This is a genomic window from Bradyrhizobium monzae, assembly GCF_021458635.1.
Classification (GTDB): Bacteria; Pseudomonadota; Alphaproteobacteria; order Rhizobiales; family Xanthobacteraceae; genus Bradyrhizobium.
Genome location: NZ_JAIRDQ010000001.1, coordinates 231,595 through 251,371 on the forward strand (window position 1 = coordinate 231,595; position 19,777 = coordinate 251,371).

Here is a 19,777-nt window from a genome sequence, read left to right on the forward strand (position 1 = left end):
ACAACGATGCGCGGCATGAGATATCGCCGCCGCATACAAAAAAGCGGCGCCCAGGGGCGCCGCTTTCGAAGATCTCGGTACCGGCCGGCTTACGCCGCCTCGGCTTCCTTCGCCTGCACCGGACCGGAATCCTGGCCCTTGGCATCGACGTCGCGGTCGACGAACTCGATCACGGCCATCGCCGCGTTGTCACCGTAGCGGAACCCCGCCTTGATGATGCGGGTGTAGCCGCCCTGGCGATCCTTGTAACGGGGCGCCAGCACGTCGAACAGCTTCTTGACCTGGTCCTTGTCGCGCATCTCGGAGATCGCCTGGCGGCGCAGCGACAGCCCGCCCTTCTTGCCGAGGGTCACGAGCTTCTCGACGATCGGACGAAGCTCCTTGGCCTTGGGCAGCGTGGTGACGATCTGCTCGTGCTTGATCAGCGCGGCGCACATGTTGGCGAACATCGCGCGGCGATGCTCGGCCGTGCGGTTGAGCTTCCGATGAACCTTGCCGTGACGCATGTGTTTATTCCTTACGTATGAACTGCCGCGACGGTCCGTCGGATCAGTTGCTCAGGTGGGCTTCCTGCGTTCGCCCATAAAAATCGCGGCCGAATTTCTCCGGCCGCGAAGGTGAAATACGGATCAGTAGTGATCCTCGAAGCGCTTGGCGAGCTCGTCGATGTTCTCCGGCGGCCAGCCCGGCACTTCCATGCCGAGGTGCAGACCCATCTGGGCCAGCACTTCCTTGATCTCGTTCAGCGACTTGCGGCCGAAGTTCGGGGTACGGAGCATTTCCGCTTCCGACTTCTGCACGAGGTCGCCGATGTAGACGATGTTGTCGTTCTTCAAGCAATTGGCCGAACGCACCGACAGCTCGAGCTCGTCCACCTTCTTGAGGAAAGCCGGGTTGAAGGCGAGGTCCGGGATGATCTCCTGGGCGACTTCCTTGCGCGGCTCTTCGAAGTTGACGAACACGTTGAGCTGATCCTGCAGGATGCGGGCGGCATAGGCCACCGAGTCATCCGGCGTCAGCGCGCCGTTGGTCTCGATCGTCATGGTCAGCTTGTCGTAGTCGAGGATCTGGCCCTCGCGGGTATTCTCGACCTTGTAGGAGACCTTGCGGACCGGCGAGTACAGGCTGTCGACCGGAATCAGGCCGATCGGCGCGTCCTCGGGACGGTTGCGCTCGGCGGGCACGTAGCCCTTGCCGGTCGAGACCGTGAACTCCATGCGGATCTCGGCACCCTCGTCGAGGGTGCAGATCTGGAGGTCCGGGTTGAGCACGACGACGTCGCCGACGGTCTGGATGTCGCCGGCGGTGACAGTGCCCGGGCCCTGCTTCTTCACGACCATGCGCTTGGGGCCTTCGCCCTGCATCTTGATCGCGATGTCCTTGATGTTCAGCACGATGTCGGTGACGTCCTCACGGACGCCAGCGATCGAGGAGAACTCGTGCAGCACGCCGTCGATGTGCACCGACTGCACCGCCGCGCCCTGGAGCGAGGAGAGCAGGATGCGACGCAGCGCGTTGCCGAGCGTCTGGCCGAAACCACGCTCGAGCGGCTCGGCGACGATGGTCGCAAAGCGGGTCGAATCGCTGCCGGGCTGAATCTGGAGCTTGTTCGGCCGAATCAGTTCTTGCCAATTTTTCTGGATCGTCACTGTTTCACCCATACAGGCCAGTCGATTTGAAAATTCAAACACTGGCGTTGGAGAAAGGCCGCAGATCAAACCCGCGGCTTCTTAAAAAAAGCATCGCGGGCGACGATGCGCCCGCAACTTCGTATCAGACGCGCCGACGCTTGCGCGGACGGCAACCGTTGTGCGGGATCGTGGTCACGTCGCGGATCGAGGTGACGGTGAAGCCCGCAGCCTGCAGCGCGCGGAGCGCCGACTCACGGCCCGAACCGGGACCGGCGACCTCGACTTCCAGCGTGCGCATGCCGTGTTCCTGCGCCTTCTTGGACACGTCTTCGGCGGCGACCTGCGCGGCATACGGGGTCGACTTGCGCGAGCCCTTGAAGCCCATCGTGCCGGCGGAGGACCAGGCAATCGTGTTGCCCTGCGCGTCGGTGATGGTGATGGTCGTGTTGTTGAACGACGAGTTCACGTGCGCGACGCCGGAGGCGATGTTCTTGCGCTCACGACGACGAACGCGGGTGGCTTCCTTGCCCATAGACTACCTTTCCTGGAGATCTCAAACGCCGCCGTAATGCCAGCGGCTACACCTGATGGAACGAAAGGCGTGTGGCGAGCGGGTTGCCCCGTATCGCCACACGCCGCGATTGGATTAGAAAACTTACTTCTTCTTGCCGGCGATGGCCTTGGCCGGGCCCTTGCGCGTACGCGCATTGGTGTGGGTCCGCTGACCACGCACCGGCAGACCGCGACGATGACGCAGGCCGCGATAGCAGCCGAGGTCCATCAGACGCTTGATGTTGATGCCGACTTCGCGACGCAGATCGCCCTCGACGAGATAGTCGCGGTCGATCACTTCGCGGATCTGGAGCACCTCAGCGTCGCTGAGCTGATTGACGCGACGATCCTCGGTGATCTTCACCTTTTCGAGGATCTCACCAGCGATCTTCTGGCCGATGCCATGGATGTACTGGAGCGCGATCAGCACGCGCTTGTTGGTCGGAATGTTCACGCCGGCAATACGGGCCACGGCCTTCTCCTGTTGCCGATCCCTCGTCAGGAATCGGTCTTTAAGTGCTTGTGTTTCTCGGGCAGGTGTTCACAAACGCGAACACGACGCCCACCCCTGGTCTTCCTGGGGCCCGGCATCGTTTGAAACTATCCGACTTGGATGCGGGGCTTATTAAGGGATTCAGGGGGCTTTCGTCAACCGCCGCTAGCGCTTGGCTCGCTTTTTCGTGACCTTTTTTGGACTCTTCTTCGAAGCTTTTTTGACGGCCTTTTTGGCGGTCTTTTTGACCGCTTTCTTGGCCGTCTTCCTGGTCGCCTTTTTGGCGCCCTTCACGGCCTTTTTAGCGGATTTAGCCGGTTTGGCAGCCTTTTTGGCGGCTTTCGCCGGTTTTTTGCTCGTTTTCTTCGGTGCCTTGGCCTTTTTGGCCGGCCCCGCCTTGGCCGCGCTGCGGGCATGGCTCTTGGGCTCGACCGCGCCCAGCGCCAGCAACTGGCGGTGGATGGCACGGGTGACCTCGTCGATGGCCATCATGCCGTCGATGGTCGAGAGCTTCCGCCGCTCGGAATAGTAGTGAATCAGCGGTTCGGTCTGGCTGCGGTAGCTGGCGAGTCGCTTGGTCAGGACCTCCGGGGTGTCGTCGACCCGGACCTCCTCCCCGCGCTCCCGCATCTGGGCGACGCGGGTCTCGACGCGGTCCAGCAGCGCACTCTCGTTGACGCGGAGCTCGATCACGGCATCAAGCTTAAGATGCTTGTGCCGGAGCAGATCATCCAGTGCCTCGGCCTGCGGCACGGTGCGCGGGAAACCATCGAGGATGAAACCGTTCTTCGCGTCCGGCTGGTCGATGCGATCGGAGATGATCCCCACCACGACCTCATCGGGCACGAGCCCGCCGCTGGCCATGATCTCCTTGGCCTTCAGTCCGACCGGCGTTCCCGCCGCGACGGCTGCACGCAACATCTCGCCGGTCGAGAGCTGGACGATGCCATAGCGCTGCACCAGCAGTTGCGCCTGGGTCCCCTTGCCAGATCCCGGCGGCCCCAGAAGAATAATTCTCATCGGCGTACGCCCCCCGATTGGTGAGCGATACGTCGCACACCTGTGTTTGAAGTTTGACAACAGTGCAAACCATAATCGGCGCCGCACCGCTACCCATATCATAGGGGAGCAAATGCCCGGACGCCAAGAAGGCCTTTGAAATCAGTGATTGCGCTGCAGTGTGGGCAGCTCTGCCGATGCGACCGAATGACCGGCTGATCGCTTCGGCGGGCGCCGCGCGTTGCTCGCGCGGCGAATCGGCGGCGCGAGCCGCGCCCCCTCGAGAGGACGCCGCGTCTTAGCGGCGGCGGCCCCGGAGCTTCGACTTGCGGATCAGGCCTTCATACTGATGAGCCAGCAGATAGCCCTGCACCTGCGCCACCGTGTCCATGGTGACGCTGACCACGATCAGCAGCGAGGTGCCGCCGAAGTAGAACGGCACCGAGGCGTAGGAGATCAGGATTTCCGGGATCAAGCAGACGATCGCCAGATAGATCGCGCCGAGCACCGTGATGCGAGACAGCACGTAGTCGATATACTCCGCCGTGCGCTCACCCGGACGGATGCCCGGAATGAAGCCGCCATGCTTCTTCAGATTGTCCGCGGTCTCGGTCGGGTTGAACACGATCGCGGTGTAGAAGAAGGCGAAGAACACGATCAGCGCGAGATAGAGGATCAGGAACAGCGGACGGCCGTGGCCGAGCTGGGTCGTGATCCACTGGAACCATTCAGGCCCCGAGCCCGCGTTGAAATTCGCAACCGTCGTCGGCAAGAGCAGCAGCGAGGACGCGAAGATCGGAGGAATCACACCGGAGGTGTTGAGCTTGAGCGGCAGATGCGAGGACTGGCCCTCGAACATCTTGTTGCCGACCTGGCGCTTCGGATACTGGATCAGCAGCCGGCGCTGGGCGCGCTCCACGAACACGATGAAGGCGATCACGGCGACCGCCATCACGATCACGACCAGGATCAGACCGGTCGACATCGCGCCCTGACGGCCGAGCTCGAGCATGTTGGCGAGTGCCGCCGGCAGCTCGGCGACGATGCCGGAGAGAATGATCAGCGAGATGCCGTTGCCGATGCCGCGCGAGGTGATCTGCTCGCCCAGCCACATCAGGAACATGGTGCCGCCGGTCAGCGTGATCGCGGTGGAGAGACGGAAGAACATGCCGGGGTCGCTGACGACATTGCCGGCGCCTTCGAGGCCGACCGCGATGCCGTAGGACTGGAACGCGGCCAGGATCACCGTGAGGTAGCGGGTGTACTGGTTCAGCGTCTTGCGGCCCGCCTCACCTTCCTTCTTCAGCGCCTCGAGCTGCGGCGAGACGGTGGTCAGGAGCTGGATGATGATCGAGGCCGAGATGTACGGCATGATGTTCAGCGCGAAGATCGCCATGCGGTGGATGCCACCGCCGGCGAACATGTTGAACATGCCGAGAATGCCGCCGGCTTGCGACTTGAACACCTGCTCCCAGATGTTGGGATCGATGCCGGGCAGCGGGATGTAGGTCCCGAGCCGATAAACGAGCAGCGCACCCAGGGTGAACCAGATGCGCTTCTTCAGTTCGTCGGCCTTGGCAAACGCGCCGAAATTGAGGTTGGCTGCCAGTTGTTCCGCTGCTGAGGCCATATTGGACTTTCTCCCGCCGCCTTTTGCGCCGTCATACCCGCGGCCGGGCTAATTTAGCGGACGCCGGACATTATCTGGGGCTTCGGCTTCGATAAGTCCATCGTCCCGCATGCGTAAAGGCCCGCGAGGCGCGGGCCAATGACGCAGTTGTTACGCCGCCTCGCCTTCTTCCTTGGCAGGGGCGAGGATCTTCACCGAACCGCCGGCCTTCTCGACCGCTTCGATCGCGGTCTTCGTGGCGCCGTGCACCTCGATGGTCAGCTTGGCCTTGAGCTCGCCGCGGCCGAGCAGCCGCAGACCGGCCTTGGCGCGGCGCAGCACGCCGGCCTTCACCAGAGCCTCGACGTTCACGACGCTACCGGCCTCGAGCTTCTTGGCATCGACCGCGTCCTGGAGCCGGTCGAGATTGATCTCGGCGTACTCGACGCGGAAGATGTTGTTGAAGCCGCGCTTGGGCAGACGGCGATGCATCGGCATCTGGCCGCCTTCGAAACCCTTGATGCGCACGCCCGAACGCGCGGTCTGGCCCTTGCCGCCGCGGCCGGACTGCTTGCCCTTGCCCGAACCAATGCCACGGCCGACGCGCATACGCTTCTTGCGCGAGCCGGCGTTGTCGGCGATATCGCTGAGCTTCATCGCCCTGCTCCTTGTGTTTTGCGCATGATCTGGTCCGAAAACCGGAATCCACTTTTCGGGATCATGCGCGCAATTTTACTTCTCGTCGACAATGCGAACGAGATGGTGAACCTTTTCGATCATGCCGCGGACGGCCGGGGTGTCCGGCAGTTCGCTGGTGCGGCCGATCTTGTTGAGCTTGAGCCCGATCAGCGTCGAACGCTGCGAGTGATGGCGGCGGATCGCGCTGCCGGTCTGCTCAAGCTTGATCGTCTTTGCGGCCTTGGCCATCGTGGTCTACTCCGAAAAGCGTTCGTTAGTCCGCAGCCGCCTCGGCATCGCCGCCGACGCGACGACCCTGAAGGGTGGACACCTTGATGTTGCGGCGCGCCGCGACCGAACGCGGGCTGTCCTGGTGCTTCAGCGCATCGAAGGTCGCGCGAACCATGTTGTACGGGTTCGACGAGCCGATCGACTTCGCCACCACGTCCTGGACGCCGAGCGTCTCGAACACGGCACGCATCGGACCGCCGGCGATGATGCCGGTACCGGCCGGAGCAGCACGCAGGTAAACACGGCCCGCGCCGTGACGGCCCGCGATGTCGTGATGCAGCGTACGGCCCTCGCGCAGCGAGACGCGGGTCAGATTGCGCTTGGCGGACTCGGTGGCCTTGCGGATCGCCTCCGGCACTTCGCGCGCCTTGCCGTGACCGAAGCCGGCGCGACCCTTCTGATCGCCGATCACGACCAGCGCAGCGAAACCGAAGCGCTTACCGCCCTTGACGACCTTGGCCACGCGATTGATGTGGACGAGCTTGTCGACGAACTCGCTGTCGCGCTCCTCGCGCTCCTTGCGGTCACGCCCGCCGCCGCGTTGATCGCGTCCACCACGTTGTTCGCGTTCTGCCATTTTTCCAATCCTTCAGAGGCTTGCGCCTCAATCCTCAAATTCTGTTAGAAGCTCAGCCCGCTCTCACGCGCAGCGTCGGCCAGTGCCTTGACGCGCCCGTGGTAGAGGTAGCTGCCGCGATCGAACACGACTTCCTTGACACCCTTTTCGGCGGCGCGCTCGGCCAGCAGCTTGCCGACCGCCTTCGCAGCATCGATGTCGGCACCGGTCTTGCCGCCGTCGCGCATCGACTTCTCGAGCGACGAGGCAGAGGCCAGCGTCTCGCCCTTCAGGTCGTCGATGACCTGGGCGTAGATGTGCTTGGACGACCGGAACACCGACAGACGCGGACGACCGCCACCGGAGCGGCGCAGCTTCAGCCGCACACTCCGCTTGCGCCGGGCATTGGTAACCTTGGCTTTGGACATGACCGGCTCCGTTACTTCTTCTTGCCTTCCTTGCGGAAGATGAATTCGCCAACATACTTCACGCCCTTGCCCTTGTAGGGCTCCGGCGGACGATAGGAGCGAATCTCGGCGGCGACCTGGCCGACACGCTGGATGTCGCTGCCCGTCACCGTGATCTCGGTCGGCTTCGGCACGGTGATCGTGATCCCTTCCGGGATCGTGTAGACCACGTCGTGGCTGTAACCGAGCGCGAGCTGCAGGTTCTTGCCCTGCATCGCGGCGCGGTAACCGACGCCGGTGATTTCGAGCTTCTTCTCGAAGCCCTTGGTGACGCCTTCGACCAGATTCGCGACCTGGGCGCGAGCGGTGCCGTACAAGGCACGCGCGCGATTGGTCTCGACCCGCGGGTTCACCTTGACCTGGCCGTTCTCGAGCTTCACCTCGACGTCGTCATGGACGACGAACTGAAGCTGGCCCTTCGGCCCCTTCATCTTGACGGTCTGCCCGTCGACGGTCGCGGTCACACCCGACGGCACCGCAACAGGCCTTTTGCCAACACGTGACATGGATCAAAAATCCTTCTCAGAACACCGTGAAGAGGACTTCACCGCCCACGTTCGCTTCACGCGCACTGTGGTCGGCCATGATCCCCTTCGGCGTCGACAACACCGAAATACCGAGTCCGTTATTGACCCGCGGCAGAGCTTTCACCGAGGCGTAGACACGACGCCCGGGCTTGGAGACTCGTTCGATCTCGCGGATGACGGGCTCGCCGTCGAAATACTTCAGCTCGATCTCGATCTCGCTGCGTCCCGAGGCGTGCTCGACCGTGGCGAAGCCGCGGATGTAGCCCTCGCTCTTCAGCACTTCGAGCACGTTCTCGCGCATCTTCGAACCAGGCGTGGAGACCTTGCTCTTGGAGCGCATCTGCGCGTTGCGGATGCGGGTGATCAGATCGCTGATTGGATCGTGCGTAGACATTTAACGACCCTCCTTACCAGCTCGACTTCACGAGGCCCGGGACCATGCCCTTGGAGCCAAGGTCGCGCAGCGCGATACGGGACAGCTTGTTCTTGCGATAGTTCGAGCGCGGGCGGCCCGACAGCTCGCAACGCAGACGGATGCGGGTGGCCGACGAATTGCGCGGCATTTCCGCCAGCTTCAGGGTCGCGGCGAACCGCTCTTCCATCGGCAGCGTCTTGTCGGCGATGATCGCCTTCAACCGCTCGCGCTTCGGGGCGGCGTTCTTCACCATCCGCTTGCGCCGGTTGTTCTTCTCGACTGAACTCTTCTTTGCCATGCTTGGCTCCTGGGTATCCGCGTTTGAGAGGCTTTAGGTCAGCGTCTCACTGCCGGAACGGGAAATTGAAAGCGGTCAACAAGGCCCTCGCCTCTTCGTCGGTCTTGGCCGTGGTGCAGACGGTGATGTCCATACCGCGGGCTTCCGTGACCTTGTCGAAGTCGATCTCGGGGAAAATGATGTGCTCCTTGATGCCGAGCGAGTAATTGCCGCGACCGTCAAAGCTCTTCGGGTTCAGGCCGCGGAAGTCACGGACGCGCGGCAGCGCGACCGTCACCAGGCGATCGATGAACTCGTACATGCGGGCCTTGCGCAGCGTGACCTTGCAGCCGATCGGCTGATTTTCACGCAGCTTGAAGGTCGCGATCGCGATACGCGAATAGGTCACGATCGCCTTCTGGCCGGCGATCTGGGTCAGTTCGGCAGCGGCGGTCTCGGCCTTCTTGCGGTCATTGACGGAATCGCCAACGCCCATGTTCAGCACGATCTTGTCCAGGCGCGGAACCTGCATCACGTTCTCATAACCGAACTTCTCGGTCATGGCCGTGCGGATCTTCGCGTCGTATTCCGCGCGCAGGCGCGGGGTGTAAGCGGCCTCAGCCATCGATCTCAGCTCCCGAGCGCTTGGCGATGCGGACCTTCTTGCCGTCCGCCAGAATCTTGAATCCGACGCGGGTCGGCTTTCCATCCTTGCCGACATACGCGATGTTGGACAGTTGGACCGGCGCCTCTTTCGAGATGATGCCGCCCTCCTGGGCCTGCGTCTGCTTCTGGTGACGCTTGACCATGTTGATGCCACGCACCAGCGCGGTACCGGCGTCGGGACGCACTTCGAACACTTCGCCGGTGCGACCCTTGTCGCGGCCGGTCAGCATGACGACCTTGTCGCCCTTGCGGATCTTCGCAGCCATCACAGCACCTCCGGCGCGAGCGAGATGATCTTCATGTGGTTCTTGCCACGCAGCTCGCGCGGCACGGGCCCGAAGATGCGGGTGCCGATCGGCTCGGACTGGTTGTTGATCAGAACGGCTGCGTTGCGGTCGAAGCGGATGACCGAACCGTCGGCGCGGCGGATGTCCTTGCGGACCCGCACCACGACGGCCTTCATCACGTCGCCCTTCTTCACCTTGCCACGCGGAATCGCTTCCTTGATCGAGACGACGATGATGTCGCCGATCGTGGCGTAGCGGCGCTTGGAGCCCCCGAGCACCTTGATACACATGACACGGCGTGCGCCAGAATTATCGGCCACGTCGAGGTTGGTCTGCATCTGAATCATTGATGCACCTCGTCCTCTTCTCTTTGCGCCAGCCTAGCCGGCGCTCAACATTTCCCTGAAGTCAGTCGGCCAAGGCCAACAGATCAGGCGCTTTTCTTGTGTTCGCCCCGGATCACGATCCAGGACTTCAACTTCGAGATCGGCTTCGATTCCTCGATCCAAACCATGTCGCCCGGCTTGAACTCGTTGTTCTCGTCGTGCGCGTGGTAGTTCTTGGAACGGCGGATCGTCTTCTTGTAGATCGGGTGCGTGAAGCGGCGATCGACGCGCACCACGACGGTCTTCGCAGTCTTGTCGCTGACGACCACGCCTTGCAAAGTACGTTTCGGCATATCCGTTAGCCCCTTACTTCTTCTTCGCGCGCGCTTGCGCGGCGACGGTCTTGATCCGGGCGATGTCACGACGGGCCTCGCGCAGGCGCGAGGTGTTCTCGAGCTGCCCGGTGGCACGCTGGAAGCGCAGGTTGAAGCGCTCCTTTTTCAGGTTCAGGACGGCGTCGTCCTGCTGGTCGGGGCTCATCGCGCGGATGTCTTCGATCTTCATCTGGGCCATGGCCATTACTCCGCAATGCGCTCGACGAAGCGCGTCTTGATCGGCAGCTTGGCGGCCGCCAGCGTCAGCGCCTCACGCGCCGTCTGGGTGTTGACGCCGTCGATCTCGAACAGCACCCGGCCCGGCTTGACGCGGGCGACCCACAGTTCCGGCGAACCCTTGCCGGAGCCCATGCGGACTTCGGCCGGCTTCTTCGACACCGGAACGTCGGGGAACACGCGGATCCAGACGCGGCCGGCGCGCTTCATGTGGCGGGTCAGCGCGCGACGGGCGGCTTCGATCTGGCGCGCGGTGACGCGCTCCGGCTCGGTCGCCTTCAGGCCGAACTGGCCGAATGCCAACGTCGCGCCCGAAGTCGCAACGCCGTGAATCCGGCCCTTATGCGCCTTCCGGAACTTCGTCTTCTTAGGTTGCATCATGGCTTTAAGCCCTCAAATTCTCAGGTCGATCAGGCTGCAGCATTATCGCGGCGCCCACGGCCACCACGATCACCGCTGCCACCCGTCTCGCCTTCGGCCATTCTCTTGTCCTGGGCCATCGGATCGTGCTCGAGGATCTCGCCCTTGAAGATCCAGACCTTGACGCCGCAGGTGCCGAAGGTCGTGAACGCGGTCGCAACGCCGTAGTCGATGTCGGCGCGCAGCGTGTGCAGCGGCACGCGACCTTCGCGGTACCACTCCATGCGCGCGATTTCCGCACCGCCCAGACGACCCGAGCAGTTGATACGGATGCCCTCCGCGCCGAGACGCATCGCCGACTGAACGGCGCGCTTCATGGCGCGGCGGAACGCAACGCGGCGCTCCAGCTGCTGCGCGATCGATTCGGCCACCAGCGTCGCATCGAGCTCCGGCTTGCGGATTTCGACGATGTTGATGACGACGTCGGACGAGGTGATGTCCGCGACCTTCTTGCGAAGCTTGTCGATGTCGGCGCCCTTCTTGCCGATCACCACGCCCGGACGAGCCGAGTGGATCGTGACGCGGCACTTCTTGTGCGGACGCTCGATCACGATGCGGGCGACGGCCGCCTGCTTGAGCTCCTTGTGCAGGATCTCGCGGATCTTGACGTCCTCGTGCAGCAGCTTGCCGTATTCCTGCTTGCCGGCGAACCAGCGGGAATCCCAGGTCCGGTTGATGCCGAGACGCAGACCGATCGGATTGATCTTTTGACCCATCGTTTTCTCCTGCGACCCTTAAGCCGCTGCTGCTTCGGCTTCGACCTGACGAACAATGATCGTCAGCTGCGAAAATGGTTTGTAGACACGGCCCGAGCGGCCACGGCCGCGAGCGGCGAAGCGCTTCATCACGAGGCCGTTGCCGACGAAGGCCTGCGCCACGACGAGATCGTCGACGTCGAGGTCGTGGTTGTTCTCGGCATTGGCGATAGCCGATTCCAGGCACTTCTTCACGTCAACCGCGATCCGCTTGCGCGAAAACTGCAGGTCGGCGAGCGCAGCGGAAGCCTTCCGGCCGCGAATGAGCTGGGCGACCAGGTTGAGCTTCTGCGGGCTCACCCGCAGCATCCGGGCGACCGCCTTGGCCTCGTTTTCGGCGAGGCTCCGTTCGCGCTTAGGTTTGCTCATCGTTTAATCCTCAAGCCTTCTTGGCTTTCTTGTCGCCCGAGTGACCATGGAAGGTCCGGGTCGGCGAAAACTCACCAAACTTGTGACCGACCATTTCCTCGTTGACGGCCACCGGCACGTGCTTCTGACCGTTGTAGACGCCGAAGGTCAGGCCGACGAACTGTGGCAGGATCGTCGAGCGACGGCTCCAGATCTTGATGACGTCGTGACGGCCGGACGCGCGCGCGGCATCTGCCTTCTTGAGCAGAGAACCCTCGACGAACGGGCCTTTCCAGACTGAACGAACCATGTCCGGCGTTCCTTACTTCTTCCGCTTGTGGCGGCTTAGGAGAATGAATTTATTGGTCGACTTGTTGCTGCGGGTCTTCTTGCCCTTGGTCGGCTTGCCCCACGGGGTGACCGGGTGACGGCCGCCCGAGGTACGACCTTCACCACCGCCGTGCGGATGGTCGATCGGGTTCATCGAAACGCCGCGGTTATGCGGCTTGCGGCCCAGCCAACGGTTACGGCCGGCCTTGCCGATCGAGGTGTTCATGTGGTCCGGGTTCGACACCGCACCGATCGTGCCGCGGCAACGGCCGTGCACCAGGCGCTGCTCACCCGAGTTCAGGCGGATGATCACGTAGTCCTGGTCGCGGCCGACCAACTGCGCGTAGGTGCCGGCGGAACGGGCGAGCTGGCCGCCCTTCCCGATCTTGACCTCGATGTTGTGGATGATCGTGCCGACCGGCATGTTGCCGAGCGGCATGACGTTGCCGGGCTTCACGTCGACATAGTTGCCGGCCACTACGGAATCGCCGACCGCCAGGCGCTGCGGCGCCAGGATATAGGCCTGGGTGCCGTCTTCGTACTTGACCAGCGCGATGAACGCGGTGCGGTTCGGATCGTATTCCAGCCGCTCGACGATCGCGGGCGCATCGACCTTGTCGCGCTTGAAGTCGACGATGCGCAGGGTCTGCTTGTGACCGCCGCCGCGGAAGCGCACGGTGATGCGACCAGTGTTGTTGCGACCGCCCGAGGAGTGCTTGCCTTCGGTGAGCGCCTTGACCGGCTTGCCCTTGTAGAGGGCTGAACGATCGACCATGACCAGCTGGCGCTGGCCCGGTGTCGTGGGATTGAATTTCTTCAGTGCCATCGTCGTGCGACCTTACAGACCGGTGGTCACGTCGATCCGATGACCCTCTTCGAGGGTCACGATCGCGCGCTTGGTGTTCGACTGCGAGCCGAGATTGCCGCGGAAGACCTTGGTCTTGCCCTTGCGGACCAGCGTGTTGACGCTCTTGACCTTGACGTCAAACAGCTTCTCGATCGCTTCCTTGATCTGCGGCTTGGTCGCCTTCGCGGCCACCTTGAACAGAACCTTGTTGTGCTCGGACGCCAGCGTCGCCTTTTCGGTGACGACCGGGGCGACGATCACGTCGTAATGGCGAGCCTCGATGTTCTTCGTCATTTGAAGCGCGCCTCCAGCGCATCGATGGCGGCCTTGGTCAGAACGAGCTTCTGACGGCGCAGGATGTCATAGACGTTGATGCCCTGGATCGGCAGCACGTCCATGTTCGGGATGTTGCGGGCCGCAGCGGCAAAGCCGTTGTTGAGCTCGGCACCGTCGATGATCAGCGCGTTGGTCAGGCCGAGACCCGAGAAGTGACCGAGCAGCGCCTTGGTCTTGGCGGCTTCCAGCGCCGCCTTGTCGATCACGAGCAGATCGCCGTCCTTGGCCTTGGCCGAGAGCGCATGCTTGAGAGCGAGCGCACGGACCTTCTTCGGCAGGTCGGTGGCGTGCGAACGCACGACCGGACCGAAGGCACGACCGCCGCCGCGGAACTGCGGCACGCGCGCCGAGCCGTGACGAGCACCGCCGGTGCCCTTTTGCTTGTACATCTTCTTGCCGGTGCGCCAGATCTCGGCGCGGCCCTTGGCCTTGTGAGTGCCGGCCTGACGTTTGTTGAGCTGCCACTGCACGCAGCGCGCAATGATGTCCTGGCGCGGCTCAAGGCCGAAAATGGCGTCGGAGAGCTGGACCGAACCCGCTTCCTTGCCCTCGAGGGTGGTGACCTTCAATTCCATCTCACGCACCCTCTTGCTGGGCCGCAGCCTCGGCTTCGCCGCCCGCAACCTTGAACTTGCCGGGCTTCGGAGCTTCCTTCGGCAGCGGCTTCTTGACGGCGTCGCGCACGCGGATCCAGCCGCCCTTGGAGCCGGGAACGGCGCCTTCGACGAGGATCAGGCCACGCTCGACGTCGAGCTGAACGACGCGGAGGTTGAGCGTGGTGATGCGATCGACACCCATATGGCCGGGCATCTTCTTGTTCTTCCAGGTCTTGCCGGGGTCCTGACGACCACCGGTCGAACCGATCGAACGATGCGACACCGACACACCGTGCGTGGCACGCAGACCGCCGAAGTTCCAGCGCTTCATGCCGCCGGCAAAACCCTTACCGACCGAGGTGCCGGTGACGTCGACGAACTGGCCGACGACGAAATGGTCGGCGAGGATCTCGGCGCCCACGGGGATCATGGCATCCGCGGAAACGCGGAATTCCTCGACCTGCCGCTTCGGCTCGACCTTGGCGACCGCGAACTGGCCGCGCTCTGCCTTGGGCAGGTACACGGTCTTGCGGCTGCCAGAACCAAGCTGGAGCGCGACATAACCGTTCTTCTCTTCAGTGCGGTGGCCTACGACCTGGCAATTGCCGAGCTTCAGCACGGTCACGGGGATATGTTCGCCGGCCTCTGTAAAGACCCGCGTCATCCCGACCTTTTGTGCGATCACTCCGGAGCGCATCGGCGTGCTTCCTGTTCTTTCTGTCCGCTAGTGGCGAACGTGATCCAAAAATCTTAGAGCTTGATCTCGACGTCGACACCGGCGGCCAGGTCGAGCTTCATCAAAGCATCGACGGTCTGCGGGGTCGGATCGACGATGTCGAGCAGGCGCTTGTGAGTGCGCATCTCGAACTGTTCGCGGCTCTTCTTGTCGACGTGGGGCGAACGGTTGACGGTGAACTTCTCGATGCGGGTGGGCAGCGGAATGGGTCCGCGGACCTGCGCACCGGTGCGCTTCGCCGTGTTCACGATCTCGCGGGTCGACGTATCGAGGATACGATGGTCGAACGCCTTGAGACGGATGCGAATATTTTGGCCGTTCATTGCCGTGGTCTCTCTTCGTTGGGTGGCGAATAGCGAATAGCGAATGTCCCCATTCGCTACTCGCCGATCCCTATTCTCGTAATTACTCGATGATCGAAGCGACGACGCCGGCGCCGACGGTGCGGCCACCTTCGCGGATCGCGAAGCGGAGCTTCTCTTCCATCGCGATCGGCACGATCAGGTGCACTTCCATCGCGATGTTGTCGCCCGGCATCACCATCTCGGTGCCTTCCGGCAGATGCACGACACCGGTCACGTCGGTGGTGCGGAAGTAGAACTGCGGACGGTAGTTGGTGAAGAACGGGGTGTGGCGACCGCCCTCTTCCTTGGTGAGGATGTAAGCCTCAGCCTTGAACTTGGTGTGCGGCTTGACCGAACCCGGCTTGCACAGCACCTGGCCGCGCTCGACGTCTTCGCGCTTGGTGCCGCGGAGCAGCGCACCGATGTTGTCGCCGGCCTGGCCCTGATCGAGCAGCTTGCGGAACATTTCGACGCCGGTGACCGTGGTCTTCTGGGTCGCACGGAGACCAACGATCTCGATTTCCTCGCCGACCTTGACGATGCCGCGCTCGACACGGCCGGTCACGACGGTGCCGCGGCCCGAGATCGAGAACACGTCTTCAACCGGCATCAGGAACGGCTGGTCGATCGGACGCTCCGGCTGCGGAATGTACTCGTCGACGTTCTTCATCAGCTCGAGGATGGCGTCGTGGCCGAGCTTCTTGTCGGAATCTTCGAGAGCGGCGAGTGCCGAGCCCTTGATGATCGGGATCTTGTCGCCCGGGAAGTCGTACTTCGAGAGCAGCTCGCGGACTTCGAGCTCGACCAGCTCGAGCAGCTCCGGATCATCGACCATGTCGCACTTGTTGAGGAACACGACGAGCGCGGGAACGCCGACCTGGCGGGCGAGCAGGATGTGCTCGCGGGTCTGCGGCATCGGGCCGTCAGCGGCCGACACGACCAGGATCGCACCGTCCATCTGGGCGGCGCCGGTGATCATGTTCTTCACGTAGTCGGCGTGGCCGGGGCAGTCGACATGCGCGTAGTGGCGGTTCGGCGTCTCGTACTCGACGTGCGCGGTCGAGATGGTGATGCCGCGCGCCTTCTCTTCCGGCGCCTTGTCGATCTGGTCGTACGCGGTGAACGTCGCACCGCCTGCTTCGGCGAGAACCTTGGTGATCGCCGCGGTCAGCGACGTCTTGCCATGGTCGACGTGACCGATGGTGCCGATGTTGCAGTGCGGCTTGTTACGTTCAAACTTTGCTTTGGCCATTTGACTCTCCGTTCAATCGTCAGCTCTGGACCGACGACAATCAGGCAAACTTCTTCTGGACTTCTGCCGACACATTGGCCGGCGCTTCTGCGTAGTGGTCGAACTGCATGGTGAAGGTCGCGCGACCCTGGCTCATCGAGCGCAGGTTATTCACGTAACCGAACATGTTCATGAGCGGCACCATCGCATTGATGACGTTGGCGTTGCCGCGCATGTCCTGCCCCTGGATCTGACCGCGCCGGGAATTCAGGTCGCCGATGACCGAGCCGGTGTAGTCTTCCGGGGTCACAACTTCGACCTTCATGATCGGCTCGAGCAGGACGGACTTGCCCTTCTGCAGCGCTTCGCGGAAGGCCGCGCGCGACGCGATTTCGAAGGCGAGCGCCGACGAGTCGACGTCGTGGTACTTGCCGTCGACGAGCTGAACCTTGACGTCGACCACGGGGAAGCCCGCGACCACGCCAGAGCTCATCACGCTGTTGAGGCCCTTTTCGACGCCGGGGATGTATTCCTTCGGAACCGCACCGCCGACGATCTTGGACTCGAACTCGTAGCCCTTGCCGGGCTCGTTCGGCTCGACCACGATCGACACTTCAGCGAACTGACCGGTACCGCCGGTCTGCTTCTTGTGGGTGTACTTGACCTCGGCCTTCTTGGTGACGCGCTCACGGAACGCAACCTGCGGCGCGCCGATGTTGGCATCGACCTTGTAGGTGCGGCGGAGGATGTCGACCTTGATGTCGAGATGGAGTTCGCCCATGCCCTTGAGGATGGTCTGGCCGGACTCCTGGTCGGTCGACACGCGGAAGGACGGATCCTCCGCAGCGAGCTTCGCCAGCGCCACGCCCAGCTTTTCCTGGTCGGCCTTGGACTTCGGCTCGATCGCGATCTCGATGACCGGCTCGGGAAATTCCATCTTTTCCAGGATCACCTGCTTGTCGGGATCGCACAGCGTGTCACCGGTGCGCGCTTCCTTCAGGCCTGCCAGCGCGACGATGTCGCCGGCATAGGCTTCCTTGATGTCTTCGCGGTTGTTCGCATGCATCAGCAGCATGCGCCCGATGCGCTCCTTCTTCTCGCGCGTCGAGTTCACGACGCCGGTGCCGCTCTGCAGAACGCCGGAATAGATGCGGCAGAAGGTGATGGTGCCGACGAACGGGTCGTCCATGATCTTGAACGCGAGCAGCGCGAGCGGCTCCTTGTCGTCGGCCTTGCGCACGACCTCGTTGCCGCGATCGTCGGTGCCCTTGATCGCGGGCACGTCGATCGGCGACGGCAGATAGTCGACGACGGCGTCGAGCAGCGGCTGCACGCCCTTGTTCTTGAAGGCCGAGCCGCACAGCACGGGGTAGAACGCGCCGGTCAGCACCGCCTTGCGGATCAGCCGCTTCAGGGTCGCCTCGTCCGGCTCCTTGCCATCGAGGAAAGCTGCAAGCGCGTCGTCGTCGAGCTCGACGGCGGCTTCCACCATCTTCTCGCGGTATTCCTTGGCCTGCTCGACCAGATCTTCGGGAATGTCGACATAGTCGAACTTCGCGCCGAGCGACTCGTCGTTCCAGATGATGCCCTGCATCTTCACGAGGTCGACGAGACCCTTGAAGTTGTTCTCGGCACCGATCGGAAGCTGGATCGCGATCGGCTTGGCACCGAGGCGGTCGACGATATCGGCCAGGCACTTGAAGAAGTCGGCGCCGGTCTTGTCCATCTTGTTGGCGAAGACGATGCGCGGAACCTTGTACTTGTCGCCCTGGCGCCAAACGGTCTCGGTCTGGGGCTCGACGCCCTGGTTCGAGTCGAGCACGCAGACGGCGCCGTCGAGCACGCGCAGCGAACGCTCGACTTCAATGGTGAAGTCGACGTGACCGGGAGTGTCGATGATGTTCAGGCGCTTGCCGGCCCAGAACGCGGTGGTCGCAGCCGAAGTGATCGTGATGCCACGCTCCTGCTCCTGCTCCATCCAGTCCATCGTCGCGGCACCTTCGTGCACTTCGCCGATCTTGTGGCTCTTGCCGGTGTAATAGAGGATGCGCTCGGTGGTCGTGGTCTTGCCGGCATCGATATGCGCCATGATACCGAAGTTGCGGTAATTCTCTATGGCATGAACGCGAGGCATGGGCTGTTCCTTAGATTCCGTGTTTCGCCGTTACCAGCGATAGTGCGAGAAGGCGCGGTTGGCTTCCGCCATCCGGTGCACGTCTTCGCGCTTCTTGACGGCGTTGCCACGGTTGTTCGACGCGTCCAGGAGCTCGGCAGAGAGCCGCTCGGTCATCGTCTTCTCGTTGCGCTCGCGCGCAGCCGAGATCAGCCAGCGAATGCCCAGCGCCTGACGGCGCACCGAGCGAACTTCGACCGGAACCTGGTAGGTCGCGCCGCCGACGCGGCGGGAGCGCACTTCGATCGTCGGCATGACGTTCTCGAGCGCCTGCTCGAACACGCCGAGCGGGTTCTGCTTGGTCTTGGATTCGATGAGACCGAACGCACCGTAGACGATGCCTTCGGCGACCGACTTCTTGCCGGCGTACATCACCGAGTTCATGAACTTCGTCACGATGATGTTCCCGAACTTCGGATCGGGAAGAACTTCGCGCTTTTCCGCTGAGTGGCGACGAGACATTGAGCTGGTTCCCGCTTACTTCGGACGCTTGGCGCCGTACTTCGAACGACGCTGCTTACGGTTCTTGACGCCCTGGGTATCCAGAACGCCGCGGAGGATGTGGTAGCGCACGCCGGGCAAGTCCTTGACGCGACCGCCGCGGATCATGACCACCGAGTGCTCCTGAAGGTTATGGCCCTCACCCGGGATGTAGCCGATCACCTCGAAGCCGTTGGTCAGGCGCACCTTGGCAACCTTACGAAGCGCCGAGTTCGGCTTCTTCGGGGTCGTGGTGTAGACGCGGGTGCAAACACCACGCTTCTGCGGCGACTGCTGCAGCGCCGGCACCTTCTTGCGCGACTTCTGCACTTCACGCGGTTGAGCGATCAGCTGGTTGATCGTCGGCATCCTGGCCTTACCCTTTGTTATCGCAGACCCTTGCGGGCCCGCTGTCTTGCCGCGGCCCGTTGCCGGAACCGCAAATTCTTTCGAGCCACCCGCCCGACGGGGCCGCCCCGCACGGAACAATCCGCACAAAGCGAAATTGCGCCAACCGCATCATCACTGAGCGGAAAGCGTTACGACGCCACAGAGGACCGCAGTATCAAGGCCGATCAGCGTAAAGCCGCGGCCCGCGCACCGAGGTCATGCATCCGAATTCGACCTCAAGAGAACTTGCTCAAGAGACCTAAAATCGCACTGGCATTGCCTAGCTATGATCGACAGCGTTTGAGCGGCATTCGTCGAGGTTGGTGCCTGCCAAGCGACCCCAACGGGATCAGGCAGGTGCTCCGTACCGACGTTGGCGATGCTCACCGCCTGTCGTAAGTGAGGC

General features: G+C 62.9%; 31 protein-coding genes. All 31 read right to left on the reverse strand.

The window, feature by feature from the left end; translation table 11 throughout:
- Positions 1 to 89: 89 nt before the first annotated feature.
- Entirely contained in the window at positions 90 to 506 is a 417-nt protein-coding gene (rplQ, locus tag K3F49_RS01230) for a 50S ribosomal protein L17 (RefSeq protein WP_212324938.1), read from the reverse strand.
- A 123-nt stretch (positions 507 to 629) separates the two neighbouring features.
- Positions 630 to 1,661 carry a DNA-directed RNA polymerase subunit alpha gene (locus K3F49_RS01235; protein WP_200473589.1) on the reverse strand — a complete coding sequence of 344 codons (1,032 nt, stop codon included), beginning with the start codon at positions 1,659 to 1,661 and terminating at the stop codon, positions 630 to 632.
- 112 nt (positions 1,662 to 1,773) lie between these two features.
- Entirely contained in the window at positions 1,774 to 2,163 is a 390-nt protein-coding gene (gene rpsK / locus K3F49_RS01240) for a 30S ribosomal protein S11 (protein WP_007603045.1), read from the reverse strand.
- 123 nt (positions 2,164 to 2,286) lie between these two features.
- Positions 2,287 to 2,655, reverse strand: coding sequence for a 30S ribosomal protein S13 (gene rpsM / locus K3F49_RS01245; RefSeq protein ID WP_129268084.1), 369 nt, complete (start codon positions 2,653 to 2,655; stop codon positions 2,287 to 2,289).
- A gap of 186 nt (positions 2,656 to 2,841) precedes the next feature.
- Positions 2,842 to 3,696, reverse strand: a complete 855-nt coding sequence (locus tag K3F49_RS01250; RefSeq protein WP_234680551.1) for an adenylate kinase — start codon at positions 3,694 to 3,696, stop codon at positions 2,842 to 2,844.
- 277 nt (positions 3,697 to 3,973) lie between these two features.
- A complete protein-coding gene (gene secY, locus K3F49_RS01255; protein ID WP_234678970.1) occupies positions 3,974 to 5,305 on the reverse strand; it encodes a preprotein translocase subunit SecY in 1,332 nt (443 codons plus the stop codon).
- Positions 5,306 to 5,455: 150 nt separating this feature from the next.
- On the reverse strand, positions 5,456 to 5,941 hold the full coding sequence (gene rplO / locus K3F49_RS01260) for a 50S ribosomal protein L15 (RefSeq protein ID WP_234678971.1): 486 nt from the start codon (positions 5,939 to 5,941) through the stop codon (positions 5,456 to 5,458).
- 75 nt (positions 5,942 to 6,016) lie between these two features.
- Positions 6,017 to 6,211 carry a 50S ribosomal protein L30 gene (gene rpmD, locus K3F49_RS01265; RefSeq protein WP_011088137.1) on the reverse strand — a complete coding sequence of 65 codons (195 nt, stop codon included), beginning with the start codon at positions 6,209 to 6,211 and terminating at the stop codon, positions 6,017 to 6,019.
- 25 nt (positions 6,212 to 6,236) lie between these two features.
- Complete coding sequence (rpsE, locus tag K3F49_RS01270) at positions 6,237 to 6,830, reverse strand: 30S ribosomal protein S5 (protein WP_200293120.1); 594 nt, start codon at positions 6,828 to 6,830, stop codon at positions 6,237 to 6,239.
- Between the two features lie 44 nt (positions 6,831 to 6,874).
- On the reverse strand, positions 6,875 to 7,237 hold the full coding sequence (gene rplR / locus K3F49_RS01275) for a 50S ribosomal protein L18 (protein WP_007603036.1): 363 nt from the start codon (positions 7,235 to 7,237) through the stop codon (positions 6,875 to 6,877).
- Between the two features lie 11 nt (positions 7,238 to 7,248).
- Positions 7,249 to 7,782, reverse strand: a complete 534-nt coding sequence (gene rplF / locus K3F49_RS01280) for a 50S ribosomal protein L6 (protein ID WP_027535304.1) — start codon at positions 7,780 to 7,782, stop codon at positions 7,249 to 7,251.
- A gap of 16 nt (positions 7,783 to 7,798) precedes the next feature.
- The gene (gene rpsH / locus K3F49_RS01285; protein WP_234678972.1) at positions 7,799 to 8,197 is read right to left on the reverse strand and encodes a 30S ribosomal protein S8; all 399 of its coding nucleotides are present in this window, start codon (positions 8,195 to 8,197) and stop codon (positions 7,799 to 7,801) included.
- 13 nt (positions 8,198 to 8,210) lie between these two features.
- Positions 8,211 to 8,516, reverse strand: a complete 306-nt coding sequence (rpsN, locus tag K3F49_RS01290) for a 30S ribosomal protein S14 (protein ID WP_057745473.1) — start codon at positions 8,514 to 8,516, stop codon at positions 8,211 to 8,213.
- A gap of 46 nt (positions 8,517 to 8,562) precedes the next feature.
- Entirely contained in the window at positions 8,563 to 9,120 is a 558-nt protein-coding gene (gene rplE / locus K3F49_RS01295; protein ID WP_234678973.1) for a 50S ribosomal protein L5, read from the reverse strand.
- A complete protein-coding gene (gene rplX, locus K3F49_RS01300; protein WP_027535300.1) occupies positions 9,113 to 9,427 on the reverse strand; it encodes a 50S ribosomal protein L24 in 315 nt (104 codons plus the stop codon). Before rplX ends, rplE begins: the two co-directional genes overlap by 8 nt.
- Positions 9,427 to 9,795, reverse strand: coding sequence for a 50S ribosomal protein L14 (gene rplN, locus K3F49_RS01305; RefSeq protein ID WP_027535299.1), 369 nt, complete (start codon positions 9,793 to 9,795; stop codon positions 9,427 to 9,429). The genes rplX and rplN overlap by 1 nt, the downstream gene beginning before the upstream one ends.
- An 83-nt stretch (positions 9,796 to 9,878) precedes the next feature.
- A complete protein-coding gene (gene rpsQ / locus K3F49_RS01310; RefSeq protein ID WP_027535298.1) occupies positions 9,879 to 10,127 on the reverse strand; it encodes a 30S ribosomal protein S17 in 249 nt (82 codons plus the stop codon).
- A gap of 13 nt (positions 10,128 to 10,140) precedes the next feature.
- Positions 10,141 to 10,347 carry a 50S ribosomal protein L29 gene (rpmC, locus tag K3F49_RS01315; protein ID WP_027535297.1) on the reverse strand — a complete coding sequence of 69 codons (207 nt, stop codon included), beginning with the start codon at positions 10,345 to 10,347 and terminating at the stop codon, positions 10,141 to 10,143.
- Between the two features lie 5 nt (positions 10,348 to 10,352).
- Positions 10,353 to 10,766, reverse strand: coding sequence for a 50S ribosomal protein L16 (rplP, locus tag K3F49_RS01320; protein WP_027535296.1), 414 nt, complete (start codon positions 10,764 to 10,766; stop codon positions 10,353 to 10,355).
- A 29-nt stretch (positions 10,767 to 10,795) separates the two neighbouring features.
- A complete protein-coding gene (gene rpsC, locus K3F49_RS01325; protein WP_128951223.1) occupies positions 10,796 to 11,521 on the reverse strand; it encodes a 30S ribosomal protein S3 in 726 nt (241 codons plus the stop codon).
- Between the two features lie 18 nt (positions 11,522 to 11,539).
- The gene (rplV, locus tag K3F49_RS01330; protein ID WP_057745488.1) at positions 11,540 to 11,929 is read right to left on the reverse strand and encodes a 50S ribosomal protein L22; all 390 of its coding nucleotides are present in this window, start codon (positions 11,927 to 11,929) and stop codon (positions 11,540 to 11,542) included.
- A gap of 10 nt (positions 11,930 to 11,939) precedes the next feature.
- The gene (gene rpsS / locus K3F49_RS01335) at positions 11,940 to 12,218 is read right to left on the reverse strand and encodes a 30S ribosomal protein S19 (RefSeq protein ID WP_008136357.1); all 279 of its coding nucleotides are present in this window, start codon (positions 12,216 to 12,218) and stop codon (positions 11,940 to 11,942) included.
- 12 nt (positions 12,219 to 12,230) lie between these two features.
- Positions 12,231 to 13,064, reverse strand: coding sequence for a 50S ribosomal protein L2 (gene rplB, locus K3F49_RS01340; protein ID WP_234678974.1), 834 nt, complete (start codon positions 13,062 to 13,064; stop codon positions 12,231 to 12,233).
- A gap of 12 nt (positions 13,065 to 13,076) precedes the next feature.
- Positions 13,077 to 13,379 (reverse strand): 50S ribosomal protein L23, encoded by a 303-nt coding sequence (locus K3F49_RS01345; RefSeq protein WP_027535292.1) that lies wholly within the window; start codon positions 13,377 to 13,379, stop codon positions 13,077 to 13,079.
- Complete coding sequence (gene rplD / locus K3F49_RS01350; RefSeq protein WP_011088150.1) at positions 13,376 to 13,996, reverse strand: 50S ribosomal protein L4; 621 nt, start codon at positions 13,994 to 13,996, stop codon at positions 13,376 to 13,378. The genes K3F49_RS01345 and rplD overlap by 4 nt, the downstream gene beginning before the upstream one ends.
- A gap of 1 nt (position 13,997) precedes the next feature.
- Complete coding sequence (gene rplC, locus K3F49_RS01355; protein ID WP_234678975.1) at positions 13,998 to 14,714, reverse strand: 50S ribosomal protein L3; 717 nt, start codon at positions 14,712 to 14,714, stop codon at positions 13,998 to 14,000.
- A 53-nt stretch (positions 14,715 to 14,767) separates the two neighbouring features.
- Entirely contained in the window at positions 14,768 to 15,076 is a 309-nt protein-coding gene (gene rpsJ, locus K3F49_RS01360) for a 30S ribosomal protein S10 (RefSeq protein ID WP_002712302.1), read from the reverse strand.
- A gap of 82 nt (positions 15,077 to 15,158) precedes the next feature.
- Positions 15,159 to 16,349, reverse strand: a complete 1,191-nt coding sequence (gene tuf, locus K3F49_RS01365; protein ID WP_008136415.1) for an elongation factor Tu — start codon at positions 16,347 to 16,349, stop codon at positions 15,159 to 15,161.
- Between the two features lie 40 nt (positions 16,350 to 16,389).
- On the reverse strand, positions 16,390 to 18,462 hold the full coding sequence (gene fusA, locus K3F49_RS01370) for an elongation factor G (RefSeq protein ID WP_234678976.1): 2,073 nt from the start codon (positions 18,460 to 18,462) through the stop codon (positions 16,390 to 16,392).
- 30 nt (positions 18,463 to 18,492) lie between these two features.
- A complete protein-coding gene (rpsG, locus tag K3F49_RS01375; protein WP_148750332.1) occupies positions 18,493 to 18,963 on the reverse strand; it encodes a 30S ribosomal protein S7 in 471 nt (156 codons plus the stop codon).
- A gap of 15 nt (positions 18,964 to 18,978) precedes the next feature.
- A complete protein-coding gene (gene rpsL, locus K3F49_RS01380; RefSeq protein ID WP_007603006.1) occupies positions 18,979 to 19,350 on the reverse strand; it encodes a 30S ribosomal protein S12 in 372 nt (123 codons plus the stop codon).
- Between the last annotated feature and the right edge of the window lie 427 nt (positions 19,351 to 19,777).

Excerpts from the sequence above, each read along its gene's own strand:
- rplQ (WP_212324938.1), bottom strand. The coding sequence starts at position 506 with ATGCGTCACGGCAAGGTTCATCGGAAGCTCAACCGCACGGCCGAGCAT.
- K3F49_RS01235 (WP_200473589.1), bottom strand. The coding sequence starts at position 1,661 with ATGGGTGAAACAGTGACGATCCAGAAAAATTGGCAAGAACTGATTCGG.
- rpsK (WP_007603045.1), bottom strand. The coding sequence starts at position 2,163 with ATGGGCAAGGAAGCCACCCGCGTTCGTCGTCGTGAGCGCAAGAACATC.
- K3F49_RS01250 (WP_234680551.1), bottom strand. The coding sequence starts at position 3,696 with ATGAGAATTATTCTTCTGGGGCCGCCGGGATCTGGCAAGGGGACCCAG.
- secY (WP_234678970.1), bottom strand. The coding sequence starts at position 5,305 with ATGGCCTCAGCAGCGGAACAACTGGCAGCCAACCTCAATTTCGGCGCG.
- rplO (WP_234678971.1), bottom strand. The coding sequence starts at position 5,941 with ATGAAGCTCAGCGATATCGCCGACAACGCCGGCTCGCGCAAGAAGCGT.
- rpmD (WP_011088137.1), bottom strand. The coding sequence starts at position 6,211 with ATGGCCAAGGCCGCAAAGACGATCAAGCTTGAGCAGACCGGCAGCGCG.
- rpsE (WP_200293120.1), bottom strand. The coding sequence starts at position 6,830 with ATGGCAGAACGCGAACAACGTGGTGGACGCGATCAACGCGGCGGCGGG.
- rplR (WP_007603036.1), bottom strand. The coding sequence starts at position 7,237 with ATGTCCAAAGCCAAGGTTACCAATGCCCGGCGCAAGCGGAGTGTGCGG.
- rplF (WP_027535304.1), bottom strand. The coding sequence starts at position 7,782 with ATGTCACGTGTTGGCAAAAGGCCTGTTGCGGTGCCGTCGGGTGTGACC.
- rpsH (WP_234678972.1), bottom strand. The coding sequence starts at position 8,197 with ATGTCTACGCACGATCCAATCAGCGATCTGATCACCCGCATCCGCAAC.
- rpsN (WP_057745473.1), bottom strand. The coding sequence starts at position 8,516 with ATGGCAAAGAAGAGTTCAGTCGAGAAGAACAACCGGCGCAAGCGGATG.
- rplE (WP_234678973.1), bottom strand. The coding sequence starts at position 9,120 with ATGGCTGAGGCCGCTTACACCCCGCGCCTGCGCGCGGAATACGACGCG.
- rplX (WP_027535300.1), bottom strand. The coding sequence starts at position 9,427 with ATGGCTGCGAAGATCCGCAAGGGCGACAAGGTCGTCATGCTGACCGGC.
- rplN (WP_027535299.1), bottom strand. The coding sequence starts at position 9,795 with ATGATTCAGATGCAGACCAACCTCGACGTGGCCGATAATTCTGGCGCA.
- rpsQ (WP_027535298.1), bottom strand. The coding sequence starts at position 10,127 with ATGCCGAAACGTACTTTGCAAGGCGTGGTCGTCAGCGACAAGACTGCG.
- rpmC (WP_027535297.1), bottom strand. The coding sequence starts at position 10,347 with ATGGCCCAGATGAAGATCGAAGACATCCGCGCGATGAGCCCCGACCAG.
- rplP (WP_027535296.1), bottom strand. The coding sequence starts at position 10,766 with ATGATGCAACCTAAGAAGACGAAGTTCCGGAAGGCGCATAAGGGCCGG.
- rpsC (WP_128951223.1), bottom strand. The coding sequence starts at position 11,521 with ATGGGTCAAAAGATCAATCCGATCGGTCTGCGTCTCGGCATCAACCGG.
- rplV (WP_057745488.1), bottom strand. The coding sequence starts at position 11,929 with ATGAGCAAACCTAAGCGCGAACGGAGCCTCGCCGAAAACGAGGCCAAG.
- rpsS (WP_008136357.1), bottom strand. The coding sequence starts at position 12,218 with ATGGTTCGTTCAGTCTGGAAAGGCCCGTTCGTCGAGGGTTCTCTGCTC.
- rplB (WP_234678974.1), bottom strand. The coding sequence starts at position 13,064 with ATGGCACTGAAGAAATTCAATCCCACGACACCGGGCCAGCGCCAGCTG.
- K3F49_RS01345 (WP_027535292.1), bottom strand. The coding sequence starts at position 13,379 with ATGACGAAGAACATCGAGGCTCGCCATTACGACGTGATCGTCGCCCCG.
- rplD (WP_011088150.1), bottom strand. The coding sequence starts at position 13,996 with ATGGAATTGAAGGTCACCACCCTCGAGGGCAAGGAAGCGGGTTCGGTC.
- rplC (WP_234678975.1), bottom strand. The coding sequence starts at position 14,714 with ATGCGCTCCGGAGTGATCGCACAAAAGGTCGGGATGACGCGGGTCTTT.
- rpsJ (WP_002712302.1), bottom strand. The coding sequence starts at position 15,076 with ATGAACGGCCAAAATATTCGCATCCGTCTCAAGGCGTTCGACCATCGT.
- tuf (WP_008136415.1), bottom strand. The coding sequence starts at position 16,349 with ATGGCCAAAGCAAAGTTTGAACGTAACAAGCCGCACTGCAACATCGGC.
- fusA (WP_234678976.1), bottom strand. The coding sequence starts at position 18,462 with ATGCCTCGCGTTCATGCCATAGAGAATTACCGCAACTTCGGTATCATG.
- rpsG (WP_148750332.1), bottom strand. The coding sequence starts at position 18,963 with ATGTCTCGTCGCCACTCAGCGGAAAAGCGCGAAGTTCTTCCCGATCCG.
- rpsL (WP_007603006.1), bottom strand. The coding sequence starts at position 19,350 with ATGCCGACGATCAACCAGCTGATCGCTCAACCGCGTGAAGTGCAGAAG.